This window comes from Paenibacillus sp. FSL K6-2393, assembly GCF_038002545.1.
In the GTDB taxonomy this organism is placed as follows: domain Bacteria; phylum Bacillota; class Bacilli; order Paenibacillales; family Paenibacillaceae; genus Paenibacillus.
On the sequence record NZ_JBBOCU010000001.1, the window covers coordinates 3,210,064 to 3,228,014 of the forward strand.

The window sequence follows — 17,951 nt, forward strand, 5'->3', positions numbered from 1 at the left end:
AACAAAGTTCTAGTGTACATTGACACAAAGTTCCCTACCAAAATGACACAAAGTACCCTACTATCATGCATTTATGCCCTTTGTTAAAATTAACGGAGCAAATTTGGAACTTGGTAGGCAACTTTATGATGTCATTCTCCAGTCTGGTAGGCAACTTTGTGTCACTCCCTCCAAATTATTTATCCATGTTGTTTACAGCATTTTTCATTTGATCATCTGTTAAGTGCGTATAAATCATTGTAGTTTGTATTGAAGAATGTCCTAATTGATTTTTTAATTTTGGGACATCATTATTCTCAATATGATAACGTGTGGCAAATGAATGCCTCAAAGAATGAACCGTCAAAGCCGGCTTTCCAAAGGCTGTTGCATATTTCTCAACAAGTTTTTCTATAGAACGTTGTGTTAAACGTCTATTTTTACCTTTGCGTCCTACAGGTGCTGCAATAAACAAATATTTTTCATTTTTTTCTGGGGTATATCTTGTTTCCCTTACCTGCAGGTAATTCTCAATATCTAGGGATGCTTGGCTGCTAAAGTAAACATATTGCTCTTTTCCCCCTTTTCGAGTTACTCTTACAGATGATTTTGTCAGGTCTAAATCCTCAAGATTGATTCCGGAAACTTCCGATAATCTAAGTCCTGATCCTAAGATTAATGAAATTATTGCCGTATCTCGTTGACGATTAAACTGATGGAAATTCATGATACGTTTATTTGTTTTGTTTAATTCGCCATAATCGTATGCTACAAACACTCTAAAAGCTTCAAAATCATTTTCTCTCAGTATTTTCCCTTCCATACGATTCGCGATCGTTTCCTGACTTTCTTTTACTGCATTCAAGTCCATTTTAGCCATAACATTTCGTTGTATATAAGGCTTTAAATCAATTGTTTCGGCTTTATTCTGTAAGTAATCAAATAAGGACTTAAGAGAAGAAAGCTTACGGTTTATTGTTAGCTTATTATTCCCAAGTTGATACTCCAAAAAAGACAAAAAGCTTTCTGTTTCACGTATCGTTAATGTTTCTAGCGTGGATAATTCAATTTCTGTTCTTTTTTGAGCTGTGGTAAAGTTCTCTGTAATCAGCCAATCAAAAAAGATAATATAATCGTGGCAGTAATTAAGAAGTGTTGAGGCAGAAAGCTTACGCTTCTTACTGTCAATAAATTCAGTAACATACCAAGGTAATTCACTTAACTTATCGTCAATTCGACCCATAAGGTGTAATTTAGCTTGTTTATCCAAAAGCAACCACCCCCAAATGAATATAACTTCTAAGTAATTATTCGTCAAATTATTATTTTACGTAATTATAATTTTCTCACACATAAGCCTCAACTGATTTAACGGGAATATTAATCGGATTCTTTCTAAAGTTTTATTTTGATACCGCTACTACAATAATAGCGACTGCAAGGTGGTGCTTATCTCTTTCTTCACCATTGATACATCATACAAACTTATTCATTAAAAAATGTAATCTAAAATCTCTGCACTCTCTTAATTGTTGGGCAATTTTTTTGTGATGGTTTTGTTGTAGAGCAACTTCTAAATATAGTGGAATAGGATTTATAACGGGATATTTCAAAATCCATTCTCCTTTGTCACAAATATAATAAAAAAGTGTATAATCTTCGTTATCCGCGTTGAACTCATAAACACGAAACGACAATTTACCGTTGGTAAATGTCTCGCCTTTCTCTGTTCTCGTACTGTCATAAGACGTGCAATTATCACACATGGGCAGAACATCTCCTTTTAATAAAATAAGACCGCCACGAGGAACGGTCTAATCTCTGATATTTGAAAGGATCTTAGGTAACATATTTTCTGTTATCCTGCGTTCCACCTCTATCGCACTATATAGTATACCATGATTTTCCTATGAACATAAGAAGTCAATATGATAGAGTTTATACAAAAAAAGGTGAATGTGTACCACATTAGTGGGCCATTCACCTTTATAATAGATTACCCTTTGGTATTTAAATGATATTCTCCAATACGATGAAAATGAGTTAGTGCAGTATCAAGAGACTCAATTAGATCATAGATCATTTTACTATTTTCAATAATAGCAATCATCAATTCATAATCCATTACTTCCTTGTAATCACCACCCATAAAGTCTTGTTTCACTAGTAGGTGGAAAAAATCTTGACGTGAGCTATATAGTTGTTTATACGCAACACTACTGACTATATAATTGCATTTTTTCACAGGCGGTAAAGAACTATAAGAACGGTAGTCTTCATTTTTGGGATCATGAAAAGATTGTAGTACACTTTCAAATGTAACATCACCTAATTCTAATTCAAAGAGATCTTGTAAAATCATTCCTAACTTATCGTAAACACTATACATACGAATTAAGGCACTATGAATAAAGTACCGATAGTTCATGCCATTAAACCTTACCCAATGTTTATCACGATCTTGATACGATTGTAACATTGCGGTACGAGACATTTCAGCTGCATAACCAATACTTCTCGCACTCTCATGTATTCTTACCGTTACATCTATGAGTTTATAGTAAATCCTATTCAAAGGGGGGGGTTGAAAAGTTAACCTTCCAATTTATTACCTCTTCTAACCTTTGATTAGCCCATTTAATATATCCTACTGAGAGATCATTAAAATCTGTAATGTCACTATAACTAAAGTTTTTCCTCACCTTCTGAAGCTTTTTCTTTAACAATTTTGGTTCACTGAGAACATTATTTTTAAATCCGTATTTTTGGACTTGATTTTTGGTAACTAATCTTATTCTATTCTTTAACAAAGCAATAGCTTCTTCGATTCCGTTGTAAATAGCATTAAGATTATCAAGAATATCTTCTGCTATTTTACTTTGACTTATAACATTATTTCCACTCAAGTGAAATGATAAGTTATGGTCATTGTTCTTTCGCGCTTCATCTACAGAAGAGAATTTATTATGACTCCTAAGGATTCTATAATCGTTGAATAATTGGGTGTCTTTGAAGCCTGACTTGTTAATTTTTTTCTTCAGGCGATCTAATGAGTTCTTTTTTGGGTCAGTGTTCAATGGAACTTCATGATATATACAGTGAAAGCGTATAATTTTCTCCCATGCACCGATTGTTTTTATAATACTGTTAGTCAAGAAATAACGTTCAGAAAAAAAGTGGCTCTCTGCCTCTTCAAACATCTGACAAAATAGATAACATTCGAAAACAATTCGGAAATAAACATGGTCAAGATTCTCTACAAAAGTTCACTGACTAAAACTCTGTCAAGTAATAGGTTTAATAAAGCTAAATGATCGAACTATTCAGTATCTTTAAAAGATACCAAAGAAAGTCGCCAACTCAATTATTTGCCCCTTCCTATCTGTTAATATGTCTTCCACCTTACATCATTCTGTAGATGAACTAAACCCGCATGATAAAAACTCCCGGGAGATACGTAACGAGCACCTCGGGAGCCAAATTTCGGATATGATTTCCTTGACTCTAACCGATACTGGGAGTGGAAAGATATTTTTTCAGAAAAGCCAATAGAGTGTTAATACCCTCAGCCGTATCTTCTAAGACTAATCTCTTACCCAATATTATCCTGGGTAAAGAGGTCATTTTTTAAACATACTTTGGAGTAACTCTGTTTTATATTGTTCACCCGCATCGGTATTTTCGATATCAACTTCACTAACAGTTTCTCCGTTATCATCTTACTAATCAAATTATTTTCCTGACTCGGCAAGACATGCAGACATCTTTTTTCCTCATCTCATTTGAAAAGCTCGAATGCAAAAACGCTTGACGCCGGAAGTGTCCAGCGTCAAGCTGTTTTTACGTTAAGTAAATATTGTTTATCTATAAAAAACGACGCTAAATTTACTTCCTCTAGCCTGCTCGCTTTGTACGATAATATCGCCATTGCAAAGTTCTATTATACGTTTTACAAGAGGAAGCCCAAGCCCGTATCCTTTTTTGGCATGAGAAGCATCCCCCTGAAAAAACTTATCAAAAAGATGAGCCTTCGTATGTTCATCCATGCCAACCCCGTGATCCTGGATACTAAAATGAATCTCTTCATTGAAGATGGCAAGGGTGACTTCAATCAAGCCATCTGTGTGGGAAAACTTAATTGCATTATCCAAAAGATTGATCCAAATCTGCTGTATCACTTCTTCATTGCCACTGTAAACTACTTCTTCTAAATTCAAATTAATGGTTATGGCCTTAGCTGACCACTTAGGTTCCATTAATATGATAGTTCTTCTGATCTGTTCGTCCAGCCTAAACGGATTTTTATCCATTAGAATTTCAAGATTCTCATATTTCGCCAAAGTAAGTACATTGGTGGAGAGCGTAGCTAAACGCTCAGATTCCTTAATGATAATGTCAAGGTATTCTTGTCTGTCTTCCTCAGATAAAGGATTCTCTTTTAAAATTTTGGCAAAACCACGAACCGAAACAATAGGTGTTTTAAATTCATGGGAAAAGTTGTTGATAAAATCATTTCTTAGGGTCTCAATACCTGCCAATTCTTTCGTCATTTTATTAAAGCTTTCCGATAATTCTTCCAACTCTCCAATCCCTTTCAAATTGACCTTAACGCTAAAATCACCAGCTGCAACCCTGTGGATTGAGTCAATGACCTTGCGTATGGGGTTCAATGCTTTTTTGCTGAGAAAGGCAGTAAGTGAAGTTCCTATTAATACACATAGACCAAAAAGAAAAAGAATTGAGAGCATACGTTCACCTAATCCTTGATTCGGGGAGGGAGCAAGTGAAATAACACCAAGATACTGTAAGAGAATGCCACCGCCAATTAGCAGTAAGAATGTAGCCACCAACACACCGAAAACAAACATTACTAAGGTGATCGTGAGACTTATTCGTTTGCGAAAAAAATCTCTCATTTTGCTTGAATCACCGCCTTATAACCGAGTCCTCTAACCGCGATAATCTCAAACTCATTCCATTCTCGGAAACGGTTCCGCAAACGATTAATATGAACTGTAAGTGTGTGGTCATCTGTTGACGATTCCATACCCCAGATTTCATCCATTAGCTGCAGACGAGTGAATATCATGTTTGGATATGAAAGTAATTTAAATAACAGGTAAAACTCCTTCGCTGGAAGGATGCTAACTTCATCTACGCATGTTACTGCCAGCTTATCATAGTCGAGTACGACGTTCCCGATGGTTAGCTTTTGTTCACTGGCAATCCTTGCTCTACGTAGGAGCGCTTTAATCCGAAGAACCAGCTCCTCTTCATCTACTGGTTTTATCATGTAGTCATCAGTACCAGCAAGAAATCCCTGCCTTTTGTCTTTCGGCTCCTGTTTGGCTGTTACCATCAGGATCGGGAGGTGTTCCGAGAATATCCGAAGTTGACGTGTCAATTCATAACCGTCCATATTCGGCATCATTAAATCAAGCACCACTAAATCTATATGCTGACTCTCAATAATCTCTAGCGCTTTTATCCCGTCTTCCGCCCAGTATGTTGTGAATCCTCTCGTTTGTAAGACCACACACATTAACTTTCTGGTACTTTCGTCATCCTCTACCACTAATATATTTAACATAGAAATATCTCCTTCTGTTACTAATAAGATGTCTCATTTTATCGTTGAAAGGTAAATTGAACATAAACATATGCAGTTGAGTTTCAGTTTACATTGTACAGCTACACTAGTGCTGATTCCACATATAGCGACCTATGAAAAATTCAAGGAGGAAAGCTATTTATTGAAAAAGATAAAGATACGGCTATAGCTATATAAGAAGCAAATCAATTTCAAAAATAAACTTACAGAAAAGGAAGGTTAAAATGAGTAATAAAATCAAACAGAAAAAAATGAAAAAGAGATGGAAAATATCAGCCTTAGTTTTAGGAATTCTGGCAGTTATTGGTGTTGTCAGTTATGTAGGATTACAAAATTTTCTGAAATGGAAAGCACCAGAATTAAGTGGTGAACCAAAAGTAGGAGAGTGGTATCGTATAACTCCAGAAGGAACTAAGTCAGCAAACGGCAAGGATTGGCATAGTTTGATAAAAGTAGGAAAAGAAAACAAAGTAATAGTGTATTTCTTTGGTGGTGGATTAGCAGTAGATGAATACACAGCTGCAAGACCTTTAAATGATGACGGCGGTTTTTATGCAGATTATGCTGACGTTGACTTTAGTGTTAAATTTGGAATAGCAAGTAATAATAAAGAAAATCCTTTCAAAGATTGGACAATATTAGCAATACCTTATTCAACAGGAGATCTTCATGCAGGAAGTGGCGAATATGAATATACAGACTTAAATGGTAATAAACAAATTCTTTATCATAATGGATATATTAACTACACTTCTTTTATGAAAAAAGCGATGAAATATATACCTAATCCAGATACACTACTTATCGCAGGTTTTAGTGCAGGAGGATTTGGTACCTCATTACTTGCAGATGATATTATTACACAGTATTTTCCTCAAGTAAATAATGTAACAGTAGCTGTAGATAGTTCATTACTTTTAACGGATACTTGGCATGATGTCGCTGAACATATGTGGCAAACGCCAAAAGAGATTTCAGATAGATTAGTAAGTGATAATATTATCTTAGACAGTTTAACCAGCCTATCAAAAAAATATGGTAATAAATTAAAAATTCTCTTTGGTAGTTCTTTAAGAGATGAAGCATTAAGCACATACCAATCTTATTTTAGAAATGGAATTTTATCCACAACAAATGAAAATGGCGATATCTATGAAAAAGACCTTGTAAAAATGGTAGCTGATTTACAAGACAACCTTCCTAATGTCGGAATTTATATTTGGAATGAGATAGAGAAAAATAAAGATGGAAAAAATTTAACTCCGCATACCATCTTACCTTCTCCTAATTTTTATGGTAAGAAATATTCAGAAGATAAAAGTATAGCTGACTGGATTATTAATGCAATAAATGGAAATATTAATAGTTATGGACTAGATTTATTAGATAAATAGTTCAATGTTGTAAACGGGGATTTGGAGTCACTTATTCACTTCGCGGTATCTCCAAAATGATGCAATGACAGCATTATTCCAATCTGATGAAAAAAACCATGAATATAGCAATGTTATTGCACATCAAGAGGTTGTCAAGGAGGTTACATTTTGTCAAAAAGGTCGAAAAGTATAGATCTTCTACTTTGTTTATTTTTGGGTGTATTTGGAATACACCGGTTTTATGAAGGGAAAATAGTTACTGGCATATTATATCTTTTTACAGTTGGTTTTTTAGGGCTGGGTGTTTTAATTGATTTGCTCCAGATCATTTTTGGTTGTAGGACTGATAAAAACAAGCTTCCCATTGGGAAACCCAATAAGAAGCTTGGTACTATAGCTATAGTACTTTCAGTTCTCATTGCAACACTTTTATGGCTACTGTTCGGTTTTTTAATTTTCAAGCAGATTCTGAATCAACCTATGATTGAAAAGGAGTATTACAATAAAGTTGATGCTGCCTACCCCATTGAAAAAAAATATACCAGACTTGGAGAATTCAAAACTAGCGACATTGAATTTAAAAGTGATGAAAAATTATTCGATAAGTTTAAAGTATGGTATCCCTCATTACTTGAGCAAAGCTCTGAAAAACACCCTATCGTAGTTATAGCCAATGGTACCGGTGTACCATTTTCGAAATTTAGTGAAGTCTTTAAACATCTGGCTTCTTGGGGATTTGTCGTTATAGGAAATGATGATGATAGCTCGTGGTCGGGACAGTCATCTTCCGACGCTTTAAAATTTATTTTAGGCTTGAATAGTGATACAGATAGTATCTTTTATGATAGGTTAGATACAAATAACATTGGCATATCTGGACATTCACAAGGAGGAGTTGGAGCCATCAATGCGGTAACTAGATTCAGCAACAGTGATATGTTTACGTCGATCTATACTGCCAGCACGCCGGGGTTGGAACTTGCTAAATCCTTAAAATGGGACTACGACGTTACCCAAATAAAAATACCATATTTCATGTTAGCAAGCACAGGCGAATCGGATGCGGAACTCATTTCACCTTACAAATCATTATATGAGAACTATTCCGATCTAAGTAAAGGCATACCTGCTGTCATGGCAAGAAGGAAAAATGTCGAGCATGGTCACACTCTTTCTCACGCAGATGGATATATGACAGCTTGGTTTCGTTATACTCTGATGAATGATAATGAAGCAAGTAAGGTATTTCGTGGGAACGCTCCGGAAATCATGAAGAATACAACAAATTGGGAAAAAGTAAGAGTTAAAAATTTGGATTAGAAATAACAATTTAATATGAAATATAAAAAATCTGAACAACCGCTCCCTGGTTTAATTGGGAGCGGTTGTTTTTTTGTATAAATTTCCTAGAGATTGAGACCTTTCATACTATTCTCATCGTATCTCCCCCCTTGAACGGCTGTTTCAGGGCTAACAGCTTCAATTCGTGTCAAGTCATCTGATGTCAACGTGATATCCGCAGCACCAGCATTCTCCTCTAAATAATGGACTCGTCTTGTACCCGGTATTGGCAGCGCACCTTTAGCGATTGTCCAAGCTAATGCCAACTGTGAAGGTGTACATCCTTTTTCTTTAGCAATTATTGTAATCTCATCTGTAATGTCTACATTCTTTTGAAAATTATCTGGTTGAAAACGTGGTAAATATCTGCGAACATCATCAGCTGCAAGATCCTCAAATTTTCGTATTTCCCCCGAAATAAATCCACGACTTAAAGGGCTGTAAGCAACAAACGTAATACCTAGTTCATTAATAACTGGCAGAATTTCATTCTCTACGTCTCTGCTCCAAAGGGAGTATTCCGTTTGAAGAGCAGAAATAGGATGTACAGAATGAGCACGTCTTATCGTTTGTGCTGATGCTTCGGATAACCCGAGAAAACGAACTTTCCCTTCCTTAACTAGGTCTGCCATAGCTCCAACTGTTTCTTCGATTGGAACATTTGGATCCACGCGATGTTGATAATAGAGATCAATATAATCGAGATCTAGTCTGCGCAGGCTATCCTCTATTGCTTTTCTTACATAGTCTGGATGCCCATTAACCCCTTGAAAATTAGGACCGATTGCAAACTTCGTAGCAACAATTGCTTGATCTCTACGCCCTTTCAGTGCTCGACCGAGCAATTCTTCATTATGCCCGTTTCCATACACATCAGCAGTATCTAACAAATTTACACCTATGTCCACAGCTCTTTGTATTGTTTTGATTGATTGCTCATCATTACTCTGTCCATATACCCCAGACATACCCATAAGACCTAACCCGATAGAAGATACTGTAACATCACTATTGCCTAATTTTCTTGTTTTCAATGCGCTCTCTCCTTTGTGATTGGAATCGAGATAAGCATACCATTGTTAAACGAACTTTACAACTTTTATATTTAGTGTTAACTAAGTAAGGTTTATAAAATGTTTATTTTCAGTTATACTATTTACATAAGGGGGTGACTAATTTGAAGGATGAGCAAAAAAAAATGCAGAAGTTTCTTCAAACCCAGGAAAAATTACTTTTTAGATTATTACCATCTATACGAAAGAGTGGATTTCATTCTTTGAGTATGGATGAGATAGCAAAAATCATGAATATCAGTAGAGTTACTTTATATAAGTATTTCTCAACAAAAGAAGAGATTATTCAGATCGTTACCAATACAATTATTGATTACTTTAAAGAGGTGGTTATTGGGGAACCACCAGAAGAAGAAAGTTTATATGCTGTGCGCTTTCAGCAGCTATTTGAACAATCTGTTTCTTTAACGATGTTTGTTACTGAGGAGTATAAACATGATCTTTTTAGTGTTTACCCAGAAATTTACGAACAATTATTAGTCGTCACACAAGAAAGAGAAAAACAATTGCTCACCTTTTATCATGAGGGTATGAGAAATAGTGTATTCAATGAATTAAACGGACAAGTACTAATTCTGCAGGACCAATTATTAAATACGATGTTAGATACTAAATATCTGTTGATGAATGGTTTGACTATCGAACAAGTACTTTATGATTTTTACAAATTGAAAAAGTTACAGTTATTCAGACCTGAAAAGCTCCATTTGGTGGATGATAATCTCATCGTTCCTCATATCGATTATTTAACCCAAAAAATTTCAAAAACTTTATTTGATACTAGACAATAATTTCTATTTTGTGAGGCATTCGGATAAGAATGAGTCTAGGCTGTTTTGCATAAACCATCATGCTACTAATTACTCCTTTTCTCTGAAGAGGGAGTAGTTCTTCTTATAGACTTAGTTTCAACGGGGATTTTGGGTGAGCTAAACATAAAGTGAACTCTAACAACGAAAGGATACTCAATCATGTATAGTATCAGCGAGATCGAAAGAATTACCGGCCTTCGACCCTCTACTCTTCGCTATTATGAGCAGGAAGGTATATTGCCTCATGTACAGAGAGGTACATCAGGTAGGAGAGAATATTCGGATGAGGTACTCGAATGGCTGGAGTTGGTCATTGCTCTGAAAGACACTGGAATGTCCATTGAGGATATAAAGGCATACACAGAGTTGATTCGGCAAGGTGACGTATCGCTGGATGCCAGAAAGTATTTCTTGTTGGAGCACAAGGCCAAGGTCGAACAGTCTGTAGCACAGACGCAATTCCATTTGGAAAAGATCATTCGCAAGATCGCGATCTACGATGTATTAATGTTTAAAAAGATGAAATAAAAGCTTTGTAAAAAAAATATTGACTTCAAGTTAACTTTAACATTTAAAGTATGGTTATCAACTTGAAGGAGTGATTATATTGTCTCAACAAGATAAGGTTTGGTTTATTACTGGATGCTCAACAGGGTTTGGACGTCAGATCGCTGAACAAGCGATTCGTGCTGGATATAAAGTGGTCGTAACTGCTCGTAATGTGGAGCAGATCACAGATATTACCGCAGGCCATGAAGAAAGTACGCTCATGCTCCCGTTGGATGTGACCAGTCCAGATCAAATTCGTACGGCTATTGATCAAACGATTGAAAAGTTTAATCGTATTGATGTCTTAGTGAACAATGCGGGCATCGGATATTTCAGTTCAGTAGAAGAAAGTATTGAAGAGGAGACTCGCCGCATGTTCGAAATCAACTTTTGGGGGCTGATGCATGTAACAAATGCCGTACTTCCTCACATGCGCAATCAAAAAAGTGGACATATTATCAACTTTTCTTCCATTGGTGGTCTGACTTCATTCCCGACACTTGGATATTATCACGCTACAAAATACGCAGTTGAAGGGATTTCGGAAAGTCTTGCGCAAGAACTTGCTCCTTTTAATATTCATGTGTCTTTGATTGAGCCAAGTAGCTTCCGCACAGATTGGGGCGGTCGCTCTTCTGTGAAGACCGAGACATCCATACCTGAATACAAAGAATCCATTGTGGGTCAAATGTTGCAAGGGGTTCAACTTGGGGCTGGTCAAGAAGCCGGCGATCCTGTTAAATTAGCCGAGGCACTCATTCGTATTGTTGAAATTCCCGCCCCCCCTCTCCGTTTGCTTCTGGGGCAACAAGCTTATCAAGCGGCCAAACACAAATTTACCCTCCTGCTTGAAAGCATGGAAGAATGGAAAGAAACAACCATTGATGCGGATTACAAAGATTAAGGCTAATGGATAAAATAAGATGATAGGTGAAACCTCTTGTCATCTTATAAATGCTAAAATATCGAGCATACAACATGGGCTTCAACATCTAAGTTGCCAGACTTAAAGAAAACACAAAATGCCGCTAACTTTAGCGGCATTTTGTGTTTTCTATTATAAAAATTAAAACTTTTTCATTGTTACTCCTTGCTATCTACTTGTCTATGCTATTTTATGATCTCGTGATTTCAATCCCTCCGTAATCAAACCAATCAAAATCAACAGTAGAATTTTTAATATCTGAGCAACCGACCATTCGCATATTTTACTAAAACTTCCCAATCGTTTACCATTCCCCACCAAGAGCGGCTTGATCCAAGCGTTGTCGCATCGTAGGTGCAGAGGTCATCTTTCAGATCCCTAAAGCTTTTGGAAAAAGTGATCCTTTCGATAGACTCGATATGAGCCATGTCACTCTTGCCTTAACACAGCAGACCGAGATAAGCACGAACGTTATCCGCGTGAGAGATGAGGCACTTTGACGTCATCAATGACCGTGTGATTCAAGCGTTTGTTCTGTTGAGTTAGATAGATCTAACATCTAACCATCAATTACAAGTCCTGCCCGCGATATAAGAAAGTCGCTGGACGCTTCAAGGGTAAATTTAGGAGTCATGAACATTCGCCTCTGTGCTACAAATTAAAGAATGGTAGAAAACACAACATTTTCTTCATTGTACGTTCATTAGCTCTATGAATCTAGAGCTAACACATGGCAAGCATCACGGATTTAGGGATATTTAACCTTAAAAATTCATTTTTTATTTTTTTGTCTCATTATTTATGAAATCTATAAGTCTATGGAATGCTTTCATAGAAATTTCATCATTTCGTAAATTTGCAACAAATCCGTGTTGTTTTTCAATTCCATATTCAACTAACGGATCTACTAACTCATTTTCTACATCTACCTTTTCAAGTGCCTCGTGTAATGTAAGCATATCTTTACGATATTCACTCCCTAATAAGAAAGTTGCTGGATATTCACTAGTTATATGGTAAATGTTGTTGTATTTTTTAATTTCATCATCGCTTAAATAAATCGATCCAGAAACATAGTTCCCTACTAACATTTTTGTTCCTAGTGGAAAATTCTTATAATCTAGTGGTGCATCGTCAATTACGAGTGCCTTTACTTTATCTTTTTCAATACTTGGTACTATGCCTAGCAAACTTGCATAATGTTCATTCGTAAGAATGCTTCCATATTGAGATGTCATAATTCCTCCTGCCGAAGAACCCATTAAAACAACATTGTTCACATTAAGATTATATTCTTTAGCGTGTTGTTTAATATATGCTATTGCCTGATTCATTTGCACTAACGGAGTTGGAAAATGATAATCAGGTACTAAAGCATAATCTACATTAACCACATTATATCCCTTAGCTACAATATCATCGATTAAATAAGTAGCCTCACTTTCAGCAAGAGGGTCTCCCATATTTTTACTTCCCCCAAAAAATCCTCCTCCGTGAAAATAGAAAAGAGTGGGACGATCTACTTCAGTATTATTATCAGTGTAAATAATATCAAGATAACTATTTGGATATTCTTCACTGTATTTAATTTCACTGATTAAGTATTGACCATTTTCTTTGAGACCTTTATACGCTTCATTTAACGGTTCAAAACTACTGGGATTCGCTTCTTTATATATTCCTTTTTGAATGATACCTACTACTAATTGTGGGTTATTTGTAACTGTTATATAACCTACCATACCCATACAAAGTAAAATTCCTATAAACCACCCTAAAAATTTTAGAATTTTATTTTTTTTCATTTTGCATTCTCCTTTAATCATCACTATTCGTGGGCAATTCGATATTTACAGAGCTCATGACCATTGTCTTGGAAAATAACCTTTGAGCCACAGGAGAAACGGTTAGCGCATTCACCAAAATCGCACCGGCAGATTTCCCTATAACGGTAACATTGTAAGGATCTCCTCCAAATTGCGCTATACTATTTTGCACCATTTCAACGCCTGAATTTGGTCTCCAATGAACCAAAATTTGACGAGTTTCAGCTGTCCGATTCGGCGGAGAGTTCTTCCGAAGCGAGAAAACCAAAAATTCCAAGGAGGTAGATAATGCTGATATATACCGTATCTTGTCTCACAATAAATTCACCGGCATATACCTCTGCAGAAGAGCCCCCGCTGACAAAAGCCCCTCCATGAATATATACAATGACAGTTTTATTTCGATTATCATTATTATTGGCCCAAACATTCAGATAGAGGCTGTCCTCGGACTACCCGATATCATCATTAATGAACTCCTTGGTGTACCGTGAATATGGAGCCTGTTGTGGTTGAATTGCGCTTACACTCCAAGCTATTGTATCTCGTACACCGCTCTATGGTTCTACTGGCAGCGGAGCTTTCCAACGTAATTTGTCGGTAGACGGGGCAGTGTATGGAATTCCCTTATATATTTCGATTCAATTTAATGACATGACGACTTTCTTCTTCAACTCCTAACATCTCCTTTAGGTTTATTATTTTCTCCTTGATATGCTGCTTGCATTACCATATGGACAATTGGAATAAAACGATCACCTCCTGGATGCTAAGAAATAAGTAAGATCGATGCGCCCCTTCCAACGTAATTAACGATGTGGCAGCCTTCAGACACGAATCCGCTATGGTTCCGTCTTCGGCTTAACTTAATACGCATTTTATTCGGCCAGTTTAAATACTATCTGACAAAACTAAACTAAAAATAAACTAAGTGAAATCTGGAGCAAGAATTCAGGAATCTCCATACCATCAGTGTCATATGACCGCATAGAAATGCTTGAATGCAAAAACAGTTGGCAGCCGGAATTATCCGGCTGCCAACTGTTTTTACGTTAAACAAGTCCAATTTATCTATAGAAAAGGACACTAAATTTACTGTCTCTCCCCCGCTCGCTCTGTGCGATTATATCGCCATTGCAAAGTTCTACTATCCCATGATCCTGTATGCCAAAATGAATCTCAATCAAGCTATCTATGTGGGGAAATTTAATTGTATTATCCAAAAGAGTGATCCAAATCTGTTGTAACAATTCTTCATTGCCACTGTAAACCACTTTTTGAAATTACTTTTAACTTGAGTTATCTGCATTGCTTCTTTAGTTATAGATATAGTTAAATATTATCCCAATTTTCTATTAGTGTGTAAAATTAAGGGCGGTTTCTCTAAGATCGTCGGGGGCGTAAAAACCTGAGAAAGACACGAAACTACGCTAATCTGCTCATTAGTTTTAATTAATTTACGGGGAGAATAATAATTAGATATAAGTCTAATCGGCAAAAGGGATATGTTCTTGTCCAGTACGGTAATCGGTTCAACTTCTTGTCCATAACAATGACAAATCAGAACAAAGTGCAATATCTGCATATGTTTCCCCTTCCTTGATCTAAAATTACATTCAGCTTCCTCCCCTTTTCTTTGCTAAAGTGCTTTATTAAGGAGCTTATTTTATCCATTTCAAATGGGATTACAGTTCCAGTGGAAATACCTCCTAGCGTTGAAGCAGGTATCTTGATCATAATCCATCTTGTGGTCTGTTAGTCGCTCAAAAGATACCCAATTCTCACACTTAGATATTCATCTAATCGGAAATGGGAACATGTTCTTGTCCATCTCGGCAATCGGTACAAGTTCTTGTCCTTGGCTCGGGACAAGAACTTGTACCGATAAAATAAAAAAAAGCCGCTAAAATAGCGACTTCAATGGGAATAAGTTCTTGTCCCTCGACAAAAAGAGTTGCATAAGAGTTCAAAATCATGCCTACCTTCTTCTATTCTCTGAAACAAATTATTCAACGATTGGTTTTCGTGACTTCAATCGCAAACGGGAGCCGATCTCCTATAGATACAAATACTCTTCTGTACGAGTATTTGTATCTAATTTAGACAGTGGAATCCCTCCCGGATTCTCCTACTTGATAACGATCTTAAGATATTGAACCTATTTACTGATGTCTCATCAGGACTACTCCTCCCTAATTTGTCAGAGTCCATCTCTCACTTTCTCTAAACGAATAAAAAAACTTTTTTAACTCTGTATTCACAGCCTCTTGTGCTCAAAATGATTTTATCACATAAGAAAAAATAAATAAAGTTGAGTTACTTGACTTTAGATTATTATCGTCTTATATTTATCCTTGTAAGTATCTTGCGATGGAGGTTTTAACATGACTAGACTTAATGGTAAACGAGCACTTATTACGGGTGGCACCAGTGGAATTGGCTTGGAGACAGCCAAACAATTTCTGGCTGAAGGTGCTGAATTGATTGTCACCGGAGTAACTCCGGCAAATGTAGAAAAAACGCAAAAGGAACTTGGAAATCAAGTCCTTGTGCTTCAGGCAGATTCCCGAGACCTCAATGCCCAACGTCAACTGGCTGATCGAGTTGAACAACATTTTGGCAAACTGGATATTGCCTTTTTAAACGCAGGTGTATCTGACTGGCGTCCATTCGAGCAAATCGATGAGGAAGCCTTTGACCGATTGTTTGCCATCAACGTAAAAGCTCCATTTTTCTTAATGCAGGCACTAACTTCTGTTATGGCGAACCCCTCTTCTGTCGTTTTAATGGGATCGAGCAGCTCTCATGCCGGATATGCACATTCCAACGCTTATGCGGCTACTAAAGGTGCCATTTCCACCCTGACCAAAGCCTGGAATTCCGACTTATTATCGTCTAACGGAATTCGCTTCAATACGGTGAGTCCTGGACCGATTGATACCCCGCTTTACGATAAGAACAAGCTAGGCGTGTCTGACGAAATTCGTGAGATGGTTATTAACCGCATTCGTGACGGGATTCCGGCTGGACGCATGGGTACTGCCGAAGAGATTGCCAAAGCTGTTGTTTATCTGGCTTCGGATGAGTCACGCTTCACCATTGGCGTTGACTTGGTTCTGGATGGCGCTCAAACGATTCTCTAATATGTTAGCCCTATTGCTGCTTAAGCCCTCCGAGGGTGCTTAGGCAGCTTTTTCTTTTAGAACACGATCAACTGTTGTATAGTAGAGAAGAGGGTGCTATCCCTCTGATAAGACTTAAATCCAACTTTGGAGTGGAATTATGGGAACTAAATCAACTTACCATGAACGTATAAAGGAAGAAAAAAGGGCGTGCGCGATTGCCGCTGCACAAGAACTGTTTTTTGAAAAAGGGTATGCGCGGACTACTTTAGCTCAGATTTCAAAACTTGCTGGTCTCTCTACAGGTACACTTTTCAATCATTTCCCGACGAAGGAATTGATTTTTGAAACCATCGTCAAGCATTTTTGGGAGCTTGATCCCGAATGGGACTTTCCACCGGAGCTCGGCTCTCCCCTGCAAGGATTAATAAAGTTCGGACGAGACTACGCATGCGTGCTGACTCGTGATGGAATGGCTCCTTTATTCCGGGTCGTCATTGCAGAAGCCAAGCAATTCCCCGAGCTCAGTCTTTTTCATTATGAACTGGGCGAAGGCGCCGTGCATCAGAAATTGACGCAATATTTAGTAGATGAAGTTCAATTGGGTAATATAAATCTGCCGGATGCGTCAAAAACGGCCAATGAATTTATGAGTCTAATTGCTGGGCAGGTGCTATGGCCCAAAATGTTGCTGCTTGATTTCAGTATTTCACGAGAGCAGGCTTTTCAAATAGCGGATGAGGCTGCTCATACGATTATAAACAAGTATGCTGACTAAAAAGACGAATACGAGAGATCTCCCAATATGAGACTCCCTCGTATTCGTTTATTTACATTCTTTGTAGAAATGAAGAACCATCAGGGTTTATTGATTATCACCGTATTTTTAGAGCGACTTTTGCTTCAGAGAACTCACCTCTATGTGTGCGGTTTTTGTTATTTTGTTATTGCTGCGTGCTCTGGTTAGGCTGCGATACGTTTCTCCATGCTGAACCATACCAATGAGAATACGAGCTAGCTGTCCAATAAGTTTAACATAGATTGCATCTTGCCCATCCCCCTTTTTCACATTCTGCTTATACCAGCGCTTGAAGTCCGGTTGGTGACGCGCAAGCTGGAGCAACGCCAAAAACAAATACTTTCGCAGCATGCTGTCCCCGCGCAATATTACGGTTGAACGCAAAGGCCGCTTCTCTGGCTTTCTCAAAAACTCCATCGCTCTTCCTGCATGATCTCGCTCGATGACCTTGTATACACGGGACGGTGGATAGGAAGAAAGGATGGGATCGTCCTTCCATAAGGAACCATCGATGGGCATTCTGGAATGGACACCAACT

Annotated in this window: 16 protein-coding genes and 1 pseudogene; 7 read left to right on the forward strand and 10 right to left on the reverse strand. The window is 37.3% G+C overall.

The genetic code is table 11. The features are described 5' to 3' along the window. Positions 1-175: 175 nt before the first annotated feature. The 5 genes from xerS to MHI14_RS14330 form a co-directional block, all read right to left on the reverse strand. On the reverse strand, positions 176-1,249 hold the full coding sequence (gene xerS, locus MHI14_RS14310; protein ID WP_339176929.1) for a tyrosine recombinase XerS: 1,074 nt from the start codon (positions 1,247-1,249) through the stop codon (positions 176-178). A gap of 726 nt (positions 1,250-1,975) precedes the next feature. Beyond that, the gene (locus MHI14_RS14315) at positions 1,976-2,473 is read right to left on the reverse strand and encodes a Cthe_2314 family HEPN domain-containing protein (protein ID WP_341130581.1); all 498 of its coding nucleotides are present in this window, start codon (positions 2,471-2,473) and stop codon (positions 1,976-1,978) included. Positions 2,474-2,546: 73 nt separating this feature from the next. Beyond that, positions 2,547-3,134 carry a hypothetical protein gene (locus MHI14_RS14320; RefSeq protein WP_341130582.1) on the reverse strand — a complete coding sequence of 196 codons (588 nt, stop codon included), beginning with the start codon at positions 3,132-3,134 and terminating at the stop codon, positions 2,547-2,549. Between the two features lie 705 nt (positions 3,135-3,839). Beyond that, positions 3,840-4,847 carry a HAMP domain-containing sensor histidine kinase gene (locus tag MHI14_RS14325; RefSeq protein ID WP_341130583.1) on the reverse strand — a complete coding sequence of 336 codons (1,008 nt, stop codon included), beginning with the start codon at positions 4,845-4,847 and terminating at the stop codon, positions 3,840-3,842. 44 nt (positions 4,848-4,891) lie between these two features. Further along, complete coding sequence (locus MHI14_RS14330) at positions 4,892-5,569, reverse strand: response regulator transcription factor (protein ID WP_341130584.1); 678 nt, start codon at positions 5,567-5,569, stop codon at positions 4,892-4,894. Positions 5,570-5,814: 245 nt separating this feature from the next. Here MHI14_RS14330 and MHI14_RS14335 point away from each other — a divergent pair, with 245 nt between their 5' ends. Continuing rightward, positions 5,815-6,984, forward strand: a complete 1,170-nt coding sequence (locus tag MHI14_RS14335; RefSeq protein WP_341130585.1) for a pectin acetylesterase-family hydrolase — start codon at positions 5,815-5,817, stop codon at positions 6,982-6,984. 150 nt (positions 6,985-7,134) lie between these two features. Next, on the forward strand, positions 7,135-8,286 hold the full coding sequence (locus MHI14_RS14340) for an NINE protein (protein ID WP_341130586.1): 1,152 nt from the start codon (positions 7,135-7,137) through the stop codon (positions 8,284-8,286). A gap of 86 nt (positions 8,287-8,372) precedes the next feature. On the opposite strand, the gene MHI14_RS14345 is transcribed toward MHI14_RS14340, so the two are convergent. Continuing rightward, positions 8,373-9,341 (reverse strand): aldo/keto reductase, encoded by a 969-nt coding sequence (locus tag MHI14_RS14345; RefSeq protein ID WP_341130587.1) that lies wholly within the window; start codon positions 9,339-9,341, stop codon positions 8,373-8,375. 143 nt (positions 9,342-9,484) lie between these two features. On the opposite strand from MHI14_RS14345, the gene MHI14_RS14350 reads away from it, so the two are divergent. From MHI14_RS14350 to MHI14_RS14360, 3 genes are all read left to right on the forward strand, one after another. Beyond that, on the forward strand, positions 9,485-10,171 hold the full coding sequence (locus MHI14_RS14350; protein WP_341130588.1) for a TetR/AcrR family transcriptional regulator: 687 nt from the start codon (positions 9,485-9,487) through the stop codon (positions 10,169-10,171). 180 nt (positions 10,172-10,351) lie between these two features. Then, on the forward strand, positions 10,352-10,720 hold the full coding sequence (locus MHI14_RS14355) for a MerR family transcriptional regulator (RefSeq protein WP_179264707.1): 369 nt from the start codon (positions 10,352-10,354) through the stop codon (positions 10,718-10,720). A 70-nt stretch (positions 10,721-10,790) separates the two neighbouring features. Beyond that, positions 10,791-11,645 (forward strand): oxidoreductase, encoded by an 855-nt coding sequence (locus MHI14_RS14360; protein ID WP_341130589.1) that lies wholly within the window; start codon positions 10,791-10,793, stop codon positions 11,643-11,645. Positions 11,646-12,445: 800 nt separating this feature from the next. On the opposite strand, the gene MHI14_RS14365 is transcribed toward MHI14_RS14360, so the two are convergent. The 3 genes and pseudogenes from MHI14_RS14365 to MHI14_RS31130 all read right to left on the reverse strand — a co-directional run. Beyond that, positions 12,446-13,471 carry an alpha/beta hydrolase gene (locus tag MHI14_RS14365; protein WP_341130590.1) on the reverse strand — a complete coding sequence of 342 codons (1,026 nt, stop codon included), beginning with the start codon at positions 13,469-13,471 and terminating at the stop codon, positions 12,446-12,448. A gap of 13 nt (positions 13,472-13,484) precedes the next feature. Continuing rightward, positions 13,485-13,667 carry a carboxylesterase family protein gene (locus MHI14_RS31125; protein WP_445670366.1) on the reverse strand — a complete coding sequence of 61 codons (183 nt, stop codon included), beginning with the start codon at positions 13,665-13,667 and terminating at the stop codon, positions 13,485-13,487. 46 nt (positions 13,668-13,713) lie between these two features. Continuing rightward, positions 13,714-13,932, reverse strand: a pseudogene (locus MHI14_RS31130) (carboxylesterase family protein); the annotation flags it as partial. A gap of 1,944 nt (positions 13,933-15,876) precedes the next feature. Between MHI14_RS31130 and MHI14_RS14370 the strand changes: the two are divergent. Continuing rightward, complete coding sequence (locus MHI14_RS14370) at positions 15,877-16,635, forward strand: SDR family oxidoreductase (RefSeq protein WP_091029713.1); 759 nt, start codon at positions 15,877-15,879, stop codon at positions 16,633-16,635. A 139-nt stretch (positions 16,636-16,774) separates the two neighbouring features. Continuing rightward, on the forward strand, positions 16,775-17,392 hold the full coding sequence (locus tag MHI14_RS14375; RefSeq protein ID WP_091029717.1) for a TetR/AcrR family transcriptional regulator: 618 nt from the start codon (positions 16,775-16,777) through the stop codon (positions 17,390-17,392). Positions 17,393-17,500: 108 nt separating this feature from the next. Here the strand turns inward: MHI14_RS14375 and MHI14_RS14380 are convergent, their stop codons facing one another. Further along, positions 17,501-17,932, reverse strand: a complete 432-nt coding sequence (locus MHI14_RS14380; protein WP_176872620.1) for a hypothetical protein — start codon at positions 17,930-17,932, stop codon at positions 17,501-17,503. Between the last annotated feature and the right edge of the window lie 19 nt (positions 17,933-17,951).